Source organism: Pseudomonas sp. S35 (assembly GCF_009866765.1).
GTDB lineage: Bacteria > Pseudomonadota > Gammaproteobacteria > Pseudomonadales > Pseudomonadaceae > Aquipseudomonas.
Genome location: NZ_CP019431.1, coordinates 1,063,066 through 1,077,729, shown reverse-complemented (window position 1 = coordinate 1,077,729; position 14,664 = coordinate 1,063,066). Strand labels below are relative to the sequence as shown.

Sequence of the window (14,664 nt, the reverse complement as noted above, 5' to 3'; positions counted from 1 at the left end):
TAGCAATGTATCGCAATTGATATGAATACTTGTTCACCTTATATTCCGCGGCCTCACATCCTTGGGGAAAGGACACGTCATGTCGCGCACTACGCTAAAAACAACTGCCAGTTCACCGCGTCTGCTGGCCTCGGCCATCGGCGTTGCCCTCGGTGCCAGCACTGTCGCCCACATGGCGCAAGCGGCCGAAGACACGGAACAAAAAGGCCAGCGCAACAGCATCTCCCTGGGCGCCACCAGCATCATCGGGGAAGAGCAGGACGCCACCTCCTACCAGGTCGAAAAAGCCTCTTCGCAAAAGTACACCGCACCGCTGGTGGACACCCCGCGCTCGGTCACCGTCGTGCCACAACAAGTGCTCAAGGACACCGCCGCCACCTCGTTGCAGGATGCCTTGCGCACCGTACCGGGCATCACGTTCGGCGCCGGCGAAGGCGGCAACCCCCAAGGCGACCGCCCGTTCATCCGAGGCTTCGACGCCCAGGGCGATACCTACCTGGACGGCGTGCGCGACACCGGCGGCCAGAGCCGTGAAATCTTCGACATCGAGTCCATCGAAGTCAGCAAAGGCCCGAACTCCTCGTTCGGCGGTCGCGGTTCGGCCGGTGGCAGCCTCAACCTGGTGAGCAAGACCCCACAAGCGCGGGACTTCACCAACGGCGGCTTCACCTACGGTTCCGACCAGACCCGCCGCTACGTACTCGACGTGAACCGCCAGTTCCTCGACGACAGCGCCGCGTTCCGCCTGAACCTGATGAGCCACGAGCAGAATGTCGCCGGCCGCGACGCGGTGAATTACGACCGTTGGGGCGTGGCCCCGTCGCTGACCTTTGGCCTGGGCACCCCGACCCGCGTCAACCTCAGCTACTACCACATGGAAAGCAACGACCTGCCGGACTCGGGCATGCCCTACGGCTACAGCTCGTCCACCGCTACCACCCACGGGCATGACAAGCCCACCGATGGCGGTGACAGCAGCAACTTCTACGGCCTCAAGGACCGTGATTTCCGCAAGACCCGCGCCGACATCAGCACCGTCTCCATCGAGCACGACCTGAGCGACAGCATGACGCTGAAAAACACCCTGCGTCATGGCAGCACCGGCCAGGACTATGTGCTCACCCAGCCGGACGACAGCCAGCGTAACGTCAGCCGTTTCGGCACCGTGTGGCGCCGCGCCAACACCCGCGTGTCGACCACCACGACCACCACCAACCAGACCGACCTGTTCGGCAACTTCCAGGCCCTGGGCTTCAAACACAGTTACTCCACCGGCCTGGAGTTCACCGGCGAGGAAACCCGCGTCAGTGGCTACACCGTCAGCCCGAACACCAACCCGACCTGCACCGTAGCCGCTGGCAGCCTGGGCGGCCAGTGCACCTCGCTGAGCAACCCGAACCCGGATGACGCCTGGAACGGCAGCATCGCGCGCAACTACAACGGCACCAACACCAAGGCCACCAGCCGCGCCGCCTACGTGTTCGACACCATCGAGCTGGACCCTAAATGGCTGCTCAACGTCGGCCTGCGCTACGACACCTTCGACACCGAAGCCAACACCAACGCCGTGCCAACCGCCACCGTCAAAGCCCGCAGCAAGGTCAAGGACGACAGCCAGTTCTTCAACTGGCAGGCCGGCCTGGTCTGGAAGCCGCTGGACAACGCCAGCATCTACACCTCCTACGCCACCTCGGCGTCGCCAGCGGGCGGCCTAGTGGGTGAAGGCGTCGACAACAACGCGATCCCGACCGGCATCAACACCAGCGACCTCAAGCCCGAAGAAACCGTCAACTACGAGCTGGGCACCAAGTGGGACCTGTTCCACAACCGCCTATCCCTGGCCGCAGCGGTGTTTCGCACCGAGAAGAAAAACACCCGCATCCTGGTGGATTCCAATACCTACGAGACGGCCGGTGAATCCCGCGTGGATGGCCTGGAACTGTCGGCCAGCGGCAAGATCACCGATCAATGGCAAGTGTTCGCCGGCTACAGCTACCTCAAAAGCGAGCTGGTGGATCCGGGCAAGAACGGCAACCGCCAGGCGATCGTCCAGGCCGGCTCCAACAAGGGCAACCAGATGCCTAACACCCCGCAAAGCTCGTTCAGCCTGTGGACCACCTATGACGTGACCTCGAAGCTGACCATCGGCGGCGGCGCGTTCTACGTCGACCAGGTTTACGGCGATGCGGCCAACACCGTGTATGCACCGTCCTACACCCGCTACGACGCTATGGCCAGCTACAAGCTGAGCAAAAACGTCGACCTGCAATTGAACGTGCAGAACCTGACGGACAAGACCTATTACGACAAGGCCTACGCCTCGCACTTCGCCAACCAGGCGGCTGGGCGCACGGCGCTGGTGTCCACCAGCTTCCACTTCTAAACACCGCATCACGTAGCAAAAAGCCCCACGCATCGGATGCGCGGGGCTTTTGCGTGTAAAACAGAATGTTTCTCGACAGGCCACGGCATAATGCGCGCCGTGCCCTACATACCCAGATAGACGAGGCGGTCAGACGTGTTGAAGAAAACCCTGTTCCAGTTGCACTGGTTCTTCGGCATCACTGCCGGGCTGGTGCTGGCCTTGATGGGGATCACCGGGGCTGCGGTCTCGTTTCAGGATGAAATACTGCGGGCCCTCAACCCCAGCGTATTGAGCGTAGAAAAACGCGAAGCCGGCGTACTGCCGCCCGCCGAACTGGTGCGCAAGCTCGAAGCCACCGAAGGCAAGGCCGTGGCCATGCTGTTCGTGGAAAGCGACAGCGGCAACGCCGCGCGCGTGTTCTTCACCCCGCCACCGGGCGAGCGCCGTGGCCAACTGCGCTACTTCGACCCCTACACCGGCGACTACATGGGCGACGTGGTCGGCCAGGACGTCTTCGGCTTCCTGCTGCAATTTCACCGCTTCCTGGTGATGGGCGAAACCGGGCGCAACATCACCGGCGCCTGCACACTGATCCTGGTGTTCTTCTGCCTCTCTGGTCTGTACCTGCGCTGGCCGCGCCAGGTGGCAAGTTGGCGTGTGTGGCTGACCCTGGACTGGCGCAAGAAAGGCCGCAGTTTCAACTGGGATTTGCACTCGGTGTTCGGCACCTGGTGCCTGCTGGCTTATTTGCTGGCGGCGCTGACCGGCCTGTCATGGTCCTACGACTGGTACAGCCAGGGCCTGACCAAACTGTTGTCCGACGCCCCACAAAACGAGCGCATGCGCAAACGTGGCCCACCGCCGGAAGGCCCGGCACCCGTGGCCAACTATGACGCGATGTGGAGCAGCATCTACAGCAACGCCGGCCCGGGGTTGAGTGCCTATAACATCCGTATGCCCGCCGTCGCCGGGCAACCGGCCACCGTCTACTACCTGTTGAAAGACTCGCCCCATGACCGCGCCCTTAACCAGATCAACCTGGACCCGGCCACCGGCGAGGTCAAATCCCATGACCAGTACGCCAGCAAAAGCTTCAAGGCGCAGTTGCTGACCAGCATCTATGCGCTACACACCGGCAGTTACTTCGGCTTGGCCGGGCGGATCATCCTTACCGTCAGCTCGCTGCTGATGCCGCTGTTCTTTATCACCGGCTGGCTGCTGTACCTGGACCGGCGCCGCAAAAAACGCCAGGTGCGCGACGCCCGCAAAGGCCTCGGCGCCAATCACAGCGATGCGCCGGCGTGGCTGATCGGCTTTGCCAGCCAGAGCGGTTTCGCCGAACAACTGGCCTGGCAGACCGCCGGCCAATTGCAGGCGGCCGGCCTGCCCGTGAAGGTGCAAGCGTTGGGCAACGTCAGCCAGGACGACCTGCGTCAGTCACAGAACGCGCTATTTGTGGTCAGCACCTTCGGCGACGGCGAGGCTCCCGACAGCGCCCGTGGTTTCGAGCGCAGCGTGCTTGGCCAGGACCTGTCCCTCAAGGGCCTGAACTACTCGGTGCTGGCCCTCGGTGATCGCCAGTACGCACACTTCTGCGGCTTCGCCCGACGCCTGCACTTCTGGCTGACCAACCAGGGCGGCAACCCGCTGTTCGCTCCGGTGGAAGTAGACAGCGGCGACACCGCCGCGCTGCTGCATTGGCAACAACAACTTGGCCAGTTGACCGGTCAAGCGCCGGCCGCTGCATGGCCGACCGCCCAGTACGAATACTGGACGCTGAGCCAACGCAGCCTGCTCAACCGCGATAGCACGGGCTCGGATGTCTACCTGCTGGGCCTCACCCCGCCTTCGCCGCAAAGCTGGCAAGCCGGCGACCTGGTGGAAGTGCTGCCACGCAATTGCCCATGGGCCATCGAACACTTCCTGAACGGCCTGGGCCTGACCGGCACCGATGGACTATTGATCGACGGTTTGGCCACCCCGCTCAACCAAGCCCTGGCCACTCGCCAACTGCCGGAAAACCGCGCGCACCTGGTGGGCCTGCATGCCCAGGCATTGGTGGACGCACTGGCGCCGTTAGGCATGCGCGAATACTCCATCGCCTCGATCGCCAGCGACGGCGTGCTGGAGTTGATCGTGCGCCAGGAACGCCACCCCGACGGCAGCCTAGGCCTGGGCTCGGGCTGGCTCACCGAACACGCGGCCCTCGGCTCTGGCATCAGCCTGCGCCTGCGGCGTAACAGCGGCTTCCACCTGCCGCACGCGCCTGTGCCGCTGATCCTGCTGGGCAACGGCACCGGCCTGGCCGGCTTGCGCAGCTTGCTCAAAGCGCGCATTGCCGATGGCCAGCAGCGCAACTGGCTGTTGTTCGGCGAACGCAATATCGCCCACGACTACCTGTGCCAGGACGAGTTGCAAGGCTGGCTGGCCAGCGGTGATCTGGCCTTGCTGGACCTGGCGTTTTCGCGGGACCAGGAGGAGAAAATCTACGTACAGGACCGCCTACGCGAATCGGCCGATGTGCTGCGCAAATGGCTGGCCGATGGTGCGGCGATTTATGTGTGCGGGAGCTTGCAAGGGATGGCAGCCGGGGTGGATCAGGCGCTGCATGACATGCTGGGCAGCGAGGCAGTCGAGCGCTTGATCGAGCAAGGCCGTTACCGCCGGGATGTCTACTGAGGCGACCTATGTGAGAGGGGGCTTGCCCCCTCCCACATTTTGACCGCATGCCAAATTATTAGACTGGTTGTAGTTTTTGCTCGAACACTGACACCCCATCCAGGTCGCGCAATATCACCGTCAACTCCGCCGTCTGCCCATCGATATTCACCTCGCCAAAAAACTGAAATCCGGCAAACGGCGAGGTGTTCTGCGCCGGCGGCGCTTTCTCGAACACCACCTCTGGCCCAAAGGTTTTATCCAGCGGGTTAGGCCCGAAACTCCCGGCATTCAACGGCCCCGCAACAAACTCCCAGAACGGCTCGAAATCCTGGAACGCCGCCCGATCCGGGTGGTAGTGATGCGCCGCGCAGTAGTGCACATCCGCCGTCAGCCACACATGGTTGCGCACCTGCTGCGCGCGCAGGAACGCCAACAGCTCGGCAATTTCCAGTTCGCGCCCTTGCGCCGGGCCTGGGTCACCATTGGCGATGGCTTCCCAGCGTGGCACGCCAGGGCTCACCTCGCCGTCGGGCACACCCAGGCCAATCGGCATGTCGGCGGCGATCACTTTCCATTGCGCCTTGGAGGCCTTGAGTTCGCGCTTGAGCCAGTCCAGTTGCTCGCGGCCAAGGAAGGGTTTGGCGCCGCCCAGGTTGTCATCGTTACCGTCGCGATAACTGCGCATATCCAGCACAAACACATCCAGCAGCGGCCCGTAGCTGAGCTTGCGATAAATCCGCCCACCGCCGTCTGCGCTTTGGCGGCGCATCGGCGCGTATTCGAGCCAGGCCTGGCGCGCGCGCCCAACCAACGTGTTGATGTCCTTGGTCTGGTAACGCTCATCGAGTTGTTTGCTGGGCGACCAGTTGTTCACGACCTCGTGGTCGTCCCACTGCCAGATCTGCGGCACCTCGGCATTGAAGCGGCGCACGTTTTCATCCAGCAGGTTGTAGCGGTAGTTGCCGCGATACTCATCGAGGGTTTCGGCGACTTTGCTCTTGGCTTCGGTGGTGATATTGCGCCAGATGCGCCCGCCTTCGGTGGCCAGTTGCGCCGGCACCGGGCCGTCGGCGTAGATGGTGTCGCCGCTGTGGATAAAGAAGTCCGGCAGGCGCAGGCGCATGGCTTCGTAGATGCGCATGCCGCCGATGTCCGGGTTGATGCCGAAGCCCTGGCCAACGGTGTCGCCGCTCCACACAAAACGAATGTCGCGGCGCTGCTGCGGCACGCTACGCAGGTGGCCGAACCACGGCTCGCTGGCGATGCCGGTCTGGGCGTCTTCGAAGTGCACGCGGTAGAAGATCGCCTGGTCGGCGGGCAGCCCGGTGAGTTCGACACGAGCGGTGAAGTCGCTGCGGTTGTCGGCAAGCGGTGAGACAAATCGGCGCGGGTTGCTGAACACGCTGCGGGTGTCCCACTCCACCACCATGCGCGCCGGGCGGTCGCTGCGGCTCCAGATCATGGCGCGATCGCCGAGCAGGTCGCCGGACTGCACACCGTCGGTGAGTTGCGGCCGGTCCTTGACCGAGGCGATCACCGCCGGAGCCAGGCTCGGCAGTAAAAGGCCGGCGCCGACGACTTGCATCACGCGGCGACGGCCCAGATCGAAGTGGCTCATGCAGGTGCCCTCTTGAGTATCAAAAGGGCCACTTAAGCATGCGCTTATGACACCGGTGCGACAGCCAGTTCCACCGTTTCGGGACGCTTGATCACGGCATACACCACACCGGTCAACAGGCTACCGGCAACAATCGCCAACAGGTACAACAGCGCGTGGTTGATCGCACCCGGGATCACCAGCACGAACAGCCCACCGTGGGGCGCGGCGAGTTTGCAGCCGAAGTACATCGACAGGGCGCCGGTCAACGCGCCACCGGCAATGCTGGCCGGGATCACCCGCAGTGGGTCTTTGGCCGCAAACGGGATAGCGCCTTCAGAGATAAAGCACAGGCCGAGAATCATCGCCGCCTTGCCCGCCTCGCGCTCGGTCTGGGCAAATTTGCGCCGCGCCAGGAACGTGGCAATGCCCATGCCAATCGGCGGCACCATGCCGGCGGCCATGGTCGCGGCCATCGGCGCCCCGCTGGACGCTGCCAGCAACCCCACCGAAAACGCATAGGCCGCCTTGTTGATCGGCCCGCCCAGGTCCACGCACATCATGCCGCCCAGCAAGATGCCCAGCAGCACTGCGTTGGTGGTGCCCATTGTGCTGAGGAAGTCGGTCAGGCCGGTCAGCATGCGCGCGACAGGCGGGCCCACCAGGTAGATCATCGCCAGGCCGGTAATCAGGCTCGCCAGCAACGGGATGATCAGGATCGGCTTGAGCGCCTCCATGCTTTGCGGCAATTGCACGGCACGGGTGATCAGTTTGACGCAGTAGCCCGCCAGGAAACCGGCAAGGATGCCGCCGATAAAACCGGCCCCCAAGGTGCCGGCCAGCAGGCCGCCGATCATGCCCGGCGCAATGCCGGGACGGTCGGCAATCGAGTACGCGATGTATCCGGCCAGCAGCGGTACCATCAGCATAAAGGCGCTGTTGCCGACGGTTTTCAACGCGGCCGCCAAGGTGCCTTCCTGTTCGAACGCGTGAATGCCAAAAGCGAACGACAAGGCAATCAACAACCCGCCCGCCACCACCATCGGCAACATGAACGAGACACCCGTGAGCAGGTGTTTGTACACGCCGGTTTTTTCTTTCTTGGCCACGGCGGCGTTGCCCGCGTTTTCCACGGCGCCGTCGGCCAAGGCCTTGTTGAGGGTCGCTTCGGATTGCTTGAGGGCAATGCCGGTGCCGCAGCGGTAGATCTTCTTGCCGGCGAAGCGCTCGGTGGCGACTTCGATGTCCGCCGCGAGCAACACCACATCGGCGTTGGCGATGGCCTCAGGACTCAATGGCGTACGTGCGCCCACTGAACCTTGGGTCTCGACCTGCAAGTCATAACCCAGGCGCTTGGCCGTCTGCAGCAAGGCTTCAGCGGCCATGAAGGTGTGGGCCACACCCGTGGGGCAAGCGGTAACCGCGACGATACGCGGGGCCTGCTGCGACGCCGCTGGCGCTTGGCTCGCTACCTGCACCTGGGCTTCTTCAGCGCCTCGGCGCAACACCGCCTCGACATCTGCCAACGCCTGCGCCGGCGTGCTCTGGAACACACGTTTGCCGACAAAGCGCTGCATATCCACCGCAGTGCTGCTGACCAGCAACACCCACTCGGCGGCGTCGATGGTCGCCTGGGACAGTGCGCGTTCCGGGTGCTGCACATCCACCACTTCGACGCTGGTGCTCCAGCCTTGACGTTGCGCGGCGGCGTCCAACAAGCGGGCGCACAGCACACTGGTGACCATGCCGTTGGGGCAGGCAGTAACAATGGCTAACTTCATCACAAACCCTCTTATTGTTCTGTCAGCGAGCGTACAACCACGCCGCTTTCGAGGTGCGCCAACTGCGCGTCATCGCTGATGCCAAAACCGATCTGCGTCACCGCCATCGCCGCAATCGCGGTGGCGCGGCGCAGGGTCTGCTCGGGCGCTTCACCGCTGAGCAGACCGTGGAGCATGCCGGCCAGCAGGGAGTCGCCAGCGCCGACGGTGCTGGCCACCGTGACCTTGGGCGGCGCGGCATGCAGTGTGGCGCCCGAGCTGTACCAGCTCACGCCTGCGGCACCGTCGGAAACCACCACATGCGCCACGCCCTGGCGATGCAGTTGGCTGACGGCGTCCGTGGCGTTATCCAGGGCGTCGGCGAGTTCCTCGGTGTTGGGTTTGACCAACCACGGGCCCGCCTGCAAACCGGCGCGCAATGCTTCGCCGCTGGTGTCCAGGGCGACCTTCAAGCCAAGGTTTTTCAGCTGCACCAACAACCCCTGCAACCACTGCGGGCTGACGCCACGGGGCAAGCTGCCGGCGACCACCACCGCGTCATGCCCGGGGGCGATACGCGTGAGTTGATCGAGCAACGCCTGTTGCGCCTGTTCACTGACCAACGGCCCTGGCGCGTTGATGTCGGTGACGCGGCCGTCCTGCTCGGCAATCTTGATATTGCTGCGGGTTTCGCCAGGCACGCGAATAAACGCGTCGGCAAAACCACGGCGCGCGATCAGGGCTTCAAAGGCTTGAGGATTGTCCTCCCCCAGAAACCCGCCCACGGTCACCTGATGCCCAAGGTCAGCCAACACTTGCGCCACGTTCACGCCCTTGCCGGCGGCATGGGTGAGTACCGTGTCGCTGCGGTTGACTTCACCCGGTTCCAGGCGCGCCAGGCGTACGGTGAGGTCCAACGCCGGGTTCAGCGTCAGGGTCAAAATCCTTGCCATCTACACGGCCTCCACAAGGGCACGCACTTCGGCAGGAGAGCCCACCGCCAGTGCCTTTTGCGCCAGGCCCTGGGCCTCGCTCAGACTGAATTCACGCACCCGCGCCTTCACTTCGGGAATGCTGCGGGCCGACACGCTCAACTCATCCACACCCAGGCCGATCAGCACCGGCACCGCCAGCGGGTCTGCCGCCAGTTCGCCGCATACGCCCACCCATTTGCCGTGGGCATGGGCCGCTCGCACGGTGATGTCGATCAGTTGCAAGACCGCCGGGTGCAAGCCATCGGCCTGGGCCGACAAGGTCGGGTGGCCACGGTCGATGGCCAGGGTGTACTGGGTCAGGTCGTTGGTGCCGACGCTGAAGAAGTCGACTTCCTTGGCCAGCACCGGCGCCAACAGGGCGGCGGACGGCACTTCGATCATGATGCCCAGTTGCAGGTCGGCCACCGGGATTGCCAGGCGCAGGCGCTCGGTCATGTCCCGTGCCGCGCGCCATTCATCCACGCTGCCGACCATAGGGAACATGATGCGCAGCGGACGGTTATCCGCCGAGCGCAACAGCGCACGCAATTGCGCTTCCATGATCTGCGGGCGCTGCAGGGTGAGGCGAATGCCGCGCACGCCGAGGAAGGGGTTTTCTTCCTCGGCAATCGGCCAGTACGGCAACGGTTTGTCACCGCCCACGTCGAGGGTGCGCACCACCAGCGGGCGCCCGTCGAGGCCGTCGAGCACGCGGCGGTATTCGGCTTCCTGGGTGGCTTCATCCGGCGCTTGCGGGTGGGCCATGAAAATAAGTTCGGTGCGCAGCAGACCGATGCCTTCGGCGCCCTGCTCGACCGCTTTGGCAACCCCTGCGCTCTCGCCGATATTGGCAAACACTTCCACGGCGTGGCCGTCACGGGTGACCGCCGGTTCATGGCGCTGGGCCGAGGCGGCTTGCAGGCGCTGTTCGCGGGTGTCGCGCTCGACAGTGGCGCGTTGCAAGGTGGCGGCGTCGGCGTCCACATGCAGGCGACCACGCTGGCCATCGAGCAACAGCGGCGTGCCCGAGGCCAGCAGCAACACGGCCGGACCGGCGCCGACCAGCGCGGGAATGCCAAGGGCACGGGCGACGATGGCGCTGTGGGCCGTGGCGCCACCACGGGCGGTGAGGATGCCGGCGACGCGGGCCGGGTCCAGGCGGGCAACGTCTGAAGGGCCGACTTCATCCATCACCAGGATGTACGGTTCGCTTGGCTCCTGGGCAGTTTCGACGCCGCACAGTTGGGCCAGCACCCGGCGGCCAATGTCACGCAGGTCGGCGGCGCGCTCGGCGAGCAAGGCGTCCTGCAACGATTCCTGCTGCTTGGCGGCGGCTTCGATCACGCTCATCCAGGCGGCTTCGGCGCTTTCGCCTTGCTTGAGGCGGGTGTCGACTTCATCGGTCAGTTCCGGGTCGTCGAGCATTTCCTGGTGGGTGATGAAGATCTCGCGAATCGCCTTGGCTTGGCTGCGCTCGATCAGGCCCTGGATATCGCGGCGCACCTCGGCGAGTGCCTCTTGCAGGCGCTGGCGCTCAATGGCCGAGGACTCGCCGCGCAACGGGTAATCGAAGACTTGCTGGATCTGCACATGCGCAGGGCCGATGGCAATGCCCGGCGCAGCGGCAATGGCCTGGACCTGGCTGCCGGCCAGCGGTGCGCTGAGCGCGGGTTCGGCCTCAACAATGGCGGGCTGGGCGCTCACGGTCGGCAACGGCTCGACCTCTTCTCCCAGGCCTTCCTCTACCGCCGCCAACAGCGCGGGCAGCGCATCACCGGCAATGCTCGGCTCGGCGACAAATTCCAGCACCTGGCCGCGACGGGCGCCGAGGCTCAGCAGTTTGCTCAGGCTTTTCACCGAGACGGCGCCCACAGGGCCATCGACGATGCGCAAACGGATGTCGCCTTCAAAGCTTTTTGCCAGTTGGGCGAGGATCTTCGCCGGTCGCGCATGCAGGCCGTGGGCGTTGGCCAGGGTGATGCGCGCGCTCGGCCAGTCCGGCGGCAGCTCACCGCCCAGCACTTCGAGCACCGCACGGCTGCTGGTGGCGCGGCCCAATTCCTGGCCGCGGCCTTCGATCAACAACGCGCACAAGCGCTCAAGCAATGCCTGATGGGCTTCGCCCAGGCTAGCCAGGCAGAACAGGCCATTAAGCGGCTGGCCGAGGTAACGCATGGGTTTGTCCGGCGTGACAAACGCCAGGCCGGGACGCTTGACCGTCTGCTCGCTATGCAACCACCACAGGCCATCGCCCAGGGGCAGTGCGTCGACCTGCTGCAATACCGCGGCGAAACCATTGCTCACGCAATCGGCCTGGCGCAGCAGGCGTGCGCCTCGCCAGACAAGCTCTTCAAAATCATCGGCGGACACGCCGAGGCTGATCATCTGTGCGTCCAGCGCCAGTTCCTGCGGTGCGCCTTGCAGCAGTTTCAGCAACGTTTCAGCGCTGCCGGCACGGCGCAGCGCCTGGCCCAGGTCGGTTTCACCAAGGGCGCGGGTGAGCAGTTGCAGCAGGCGCAAGTGTTCATCGGACTTGGCGGCAATGCCGATCGCCAGGTAGACGATCTGACCGTCGCCCCAATCCACCCCTTCGGGGAACTGCAACAGGCGCACGCCGGTGGAAAATACGTGGTCACGGGTTTCGGGAGTGCCGTGGGGGATGGCAATACCTTGGCCGAGAAAGGTCGAGCCTTGGGCTTCACGGGCTTGCAAGCCGCTGAGATACCCCTCGGCAACCAGGCCATCAGCCACCAGTTTGTCAGCGAGCAGGTGCAAGGCAGCAGATTTATCCCCGGCCACCTGGCCCATGGATATCTGCTCTACGGTGAGCTCAAGCATGCCGTTCTCCTAGTTAGTGCAATGGGTGCACTAGGTATTGTTTTGAATAAAACAGTGTAGAGGCGTTCAGTAATAACTGACTGAGCAGTCAATTGGCAGTAGCCACTCAGTAGCGAACGTCGTAAAAATACGCTGGCTGAAACGTTTAATCTAGAATTTATGGCAGATTACGCGTTAATTGCGCATCCTTGAAGGACCACTCGGCGTTTGAGCTGGGACATCGGTCGTAGCGCGGAATCGGTTACGATTGGACAAAATGTCGGGGCAAGCTCCAAAAAACAAGGAAATCCCGGTTTGAAACTCAGTGATATCGCACGCCTGGCCGGTGTCTCCGTGACCACCGCCAGCTACGTGATCAATGGCAAGGCCGAACAGCAACGCATCAGCAGCGCCACCGTCGAGCGCGTGCGTGCCGTGGTCCAAGCCCATGGTTTTACCCCCAATCCCCAGGCCGCCGGGCTGCGCAGTCGGCATACGCGCACCTTGGGCTTTATCCTGCCCGACCTGGAAAACCCCAGTTACGCACGAATCGCCAAGCTATTGGAACAAGGCGCGCGCGCGCGGGGCTATCAGTTGCTGATCGCCAGTTCCGACGACGAGGCCGACAGCGAGCGCCAATTGCTGCAACTGTTCCGCGCACGGCGCTGCGATGCGTTGTTCGTCGCCAGTTGCCTGCCCGCCAGCGATGACAGTTACCGCGAGCTGCAAGCCAAGGGCTTGCCGGTGATCGCCATCGACCGGGTGATGGCGCCCGAACAGTTCTGCTCGGTGGTCAGCGATGACCGCCAGGCCTGCCTGCAATTGACCAGCAGCCTGCTGCAACCGTTGCCCAAGCAGATCGTGCTGATCGGCGCACGTCCCGAGCTGAGCATCAGCCAGGAGCGCGCCGCCGGTTTCCGTGAAGCGCTGCAAGGTTTCACCGGCGAGGTGATCGTCGAACACGGCGAATCCTTCAGCCGTGATTGCGGCCGACAATTGATGGAGCACCTTCTGCAGCAGTTGGGGCATTTGCCTGACGCACTGGTGACCACCTCCTACGTGCTGTTGCAGGGTGTGTTTGACGCGCTGCATGACTTCCCGCTCAAGTCGCGCCCGCTGCGCCTGGGCACCTTTGGTGACACTCAGTTGCTGGACTTCTTGCCGCTGCCGGTCAACGCCATGGCCCAGCAACATCAGCTGATTGCCGACACTGCGTTGCGCCTGGCCCTGGCCGCGATTGAAGAGGAACAGTACCAACCCGGCGTGCATGCCCTCGGCCGGACCTTCAAACAGCGTATCCACGAGGCCTGAGCGTGGAGCTGATCGACACCCACACCCACCTGGACTTCGCGGATTTCGACAGTGATCGCCACGCAGTCCTCGCCCATAGCCGCGAAGTGGGTGTGCGGCGCATGGTGGTGCTGGGGGTGTATCAGCAAAATTGGCAGCGGCTGTGGGATCTGGTGCAGACGGACGAAGGTTTGTTCGCGGCCTTCGGCTTGCACCCGGTGTACCTGGATGACCACCGCCCCGCCGACCTCACGGAACTGGGCGACTGGTTGAGCCGTCTGCACGGCCACCGGCAACTGTGCGCGGTGGGCGAAATCGGCCTGGATTATTTCCTTGAACACCTGGACCGCGAACGCCAGCAAAGCCTGTTCGAAGCCCAGCTCAAACTGGCGGTGGACTTCCAACTGCCAGCGCTGCTGCACGTACGCCGCAGCCACGCGGCAGTGATCGCCACCCTCAAACGCATCCGCCTGCCACGCGGCGGCATCATTCACGCGTTTGCCGGCAGCCGGGAAGAGGCCTACGAGTACATCAAGCTGGGGTTCAAACTCGGCCTTGGCGGTGCCGCCACATGGCCCCAGGCGCTGCGCATGCACAAGGTGCTGGCGCAACTGCCGCTGGACGCGGTGGTGCTGGAAACCGATGCGCCCGACATGGCACCGGCCATGTACCCAGGCCAGCGCAACAGCCCCGAGCACCTGCCGGCGATCTGCACGGCCCTCGCCGAGCGCATGGGTACCAGCCCGCTATTGCTGGCCGAGGCGAGCACACGCAATGCGTGCGAGCTGTTCAATTGGTAGCGCAGGGGTCACCGCTTGCAGGTCCAAGGTCATGCGTTGCCGATGGCGGGCATAGCGCAACACCAGAAAGTGCACCAGCAGGACCACCAGTGACACGTTGAGCTGCCCGATCACACTGATCAGCCCGACCCACTCCGTCACCAATGCCACGATCAGCACCACGCTGGTCAACACCGCCATGCTCGGGCGCACCACTGCCCAGTGGTCCAACGCCTTGAGGTGGCGCAACTGTCGAGGGCAATTGAGCTCCAGAACCCGCTGACAATACGGGCAGTCGAAGGGCTCTTCGATGGCGATGGCATTCAACTGCCAAGGCTTGAGTTCAAACGTGATATCGCAATGGGCGCAGTGCCCCTTGATGCCGATGGCAGTGGTCATCGTCGTGCCTCCCCTGGACCGT

Annotated in this window: 9 protein-coding genes; 4 read left to right on the top strand and 5 right to left on the bottom strand. The window is 63.8% G+C overall.

Annotated features, from left to right (window positions below):
* Nucleotides 1-79: 79 nt before the first annotated feature.
* Both PspS35_RS04790 and PspS35_RS04785 read left to right on the top strand, forming a co-directional pair.
* Complete coding sequence (locus tag PspS35_RS04790) at nt 80-2,383, top strand: TonB-dependent siderophore receptor (RefSeq protein ID WP_159932970.1); 2,304 nt, start codon at nt 80-82, stop codon at nt 2,381-2,383.
* 135 nt (nt 2,384-2,518) lie between these two features.
* Entirely contained in the window at nt 2,519-5,044 is a 2,526-nt protein-coding gene (locus tag PspS35_RS04785) for a sulfite reductase flavoprotein subunit alpha (RefSeq protein WP_159932969.1), read from the top strand.
* Nucleotides 5,045-5,102: 58 nt separating this feature from the next.
* Here PspS35_RS04785 and PspS35_RS04780 read toward each other — a convergent pair whose 3' ends face one another.
* From PspS35_RS04780 to ptsP, 4 genes are read right to left on the bottom strand one after another with little or no spacing between them, the layout of a single operon-like run.
* On the bottom strand, nt 5,103-6,644 hold the full coding sequence (locus PspS35_RS04780) for an alkaline phosphatase D family protein (RefSeq protein WP_159932968.1): 1,542 nt from the start codon (nt 6,642-6,644) through the stop codon (nt 5,103-5,105).
* 44 nt (nt 6,645-6,688) lie between these two features.
* On the bottom strand, nt 6,689-8,404 hold the full coding sequence (locus PspS35_RS04775) for a PTS fructose-like transporter subunit IIB (RefSeq protein ID WP_159932967.1): 1,716 nt from the start codon (nt 8,402-8,404) through the stop codon (nt 6,689-6,691).
* 11 nt (nt 8,405-8,415) lie between these two features.
* Complete coding sequence (pfkB, locus tag PspS35_RS04770; RefSeq protein WP_159932966.1) at nt 8,416-9,336, bottom strand: 1-phosphofructokinase; 921 nt, start codon at nt 9,334-9,336, stop codon at nt 8,416-8,418.
* Nucleotides 9,337-12,195: a phosphoenolpyruvate--protein phosphotransferase gene (gene ptsP / locus PspS35_RS04765; RefSeq protein WP_159932965.1), complete on the bottom strand. Its 2,859-nt coding sequence runs from the start codon at nt 12,193-12,195 to the stop codon at nt 9,337-9,339.
* 294 nt (nt 12,196-12,489) lie between these two features.
* Between ptsP and cra the strand changes: the two genes are divergently transcribed.
* Nucleotides 12,490-13,485, top strand: a complete 996-nt coding sequence (gene cra / locus PspS35_RS04760; protein WP_159932964.1) for a catabolite repressor/activator — start codon at nt 12,490-12,492, stop codon at nt 13,483-13,485.
* 2 nt (nt 13,486-13,487) lie between these two features.
* Nucleotides 13,488-14,264, top strand: coding sequence for a TatD family hydrolase (locus PspS35_RS04755; RefSeq protein ID WP_159932963.1), 777 nt, complete (start codon nt 13,488-13,490; stop codon nt 14,262-14,264).
* Here PspS35_RS04755 and PspS35_RS04750 read toward each other — a convergent pair.
* Nucleotides 14,211-14,642 carry a hypothetical protein gene (locus PspS35_RS04750; protein WP_159932962.1) on the bottom strand — a complete coding sequence of 144 codons (432 nt, stop codon included), beginning with the start codon at nt 14,640-14,642 and terminating at the stop codon, nt 14,211-14,213. The two genes, PspS35_RS04755 and PspS35_RS04750, sit on opposite strands and share 54 nt — an antisense overlap.
* Between the last annotated feature and the right edge of the window lie 22 nt (nt 14,643-14,664).

Bases quoted from the DNA above. Each gene is read 5' to 3' on its own strand.
- PspS35_RS04790 (WP_159932970.1), top strand. From the start codon at position 80: ATGTCGCGCACTACGCTAAAAACAACTGCCAGTTCACCGCGTCTGCTG.
- PspS35_RS04780 (WP_159932968.1), bottom strand. From the start codon at position 6,644: ATGAGCCACTTCGATCTGGGCCGTCGCCGCGTGATGCAAGTCGTCGGC.
- PspS35_RS04775 (WP_159932967.1), bottom strand. From the start codon at position 8,404: ATGAAGTTAGCCATTGTTACTGCCTGCCCCAACGGCATGGTCACCAGT.
- pfkB (WP_159932966.1), bottom strand. From the start codon at position 9,336: ATGGCAAGGATTTTGACCCTGACGCTGAACCCGGCGTTGGACCTCACC.
- ptsP (WP_159932965.1), bottom strand. From the start codon at position 12,195: ATGCTTGAGCTCACCGTAGAGCAGATATCCATGGGCCAGGTGGCCGGG.
- PspS35_RS04750 (WP_159932962.1), bottom strand. From the start codon at position 14,642: ATGACCACTGCCATCGGCATCAAGGGGCACTGCGCCCATTGCGATATC.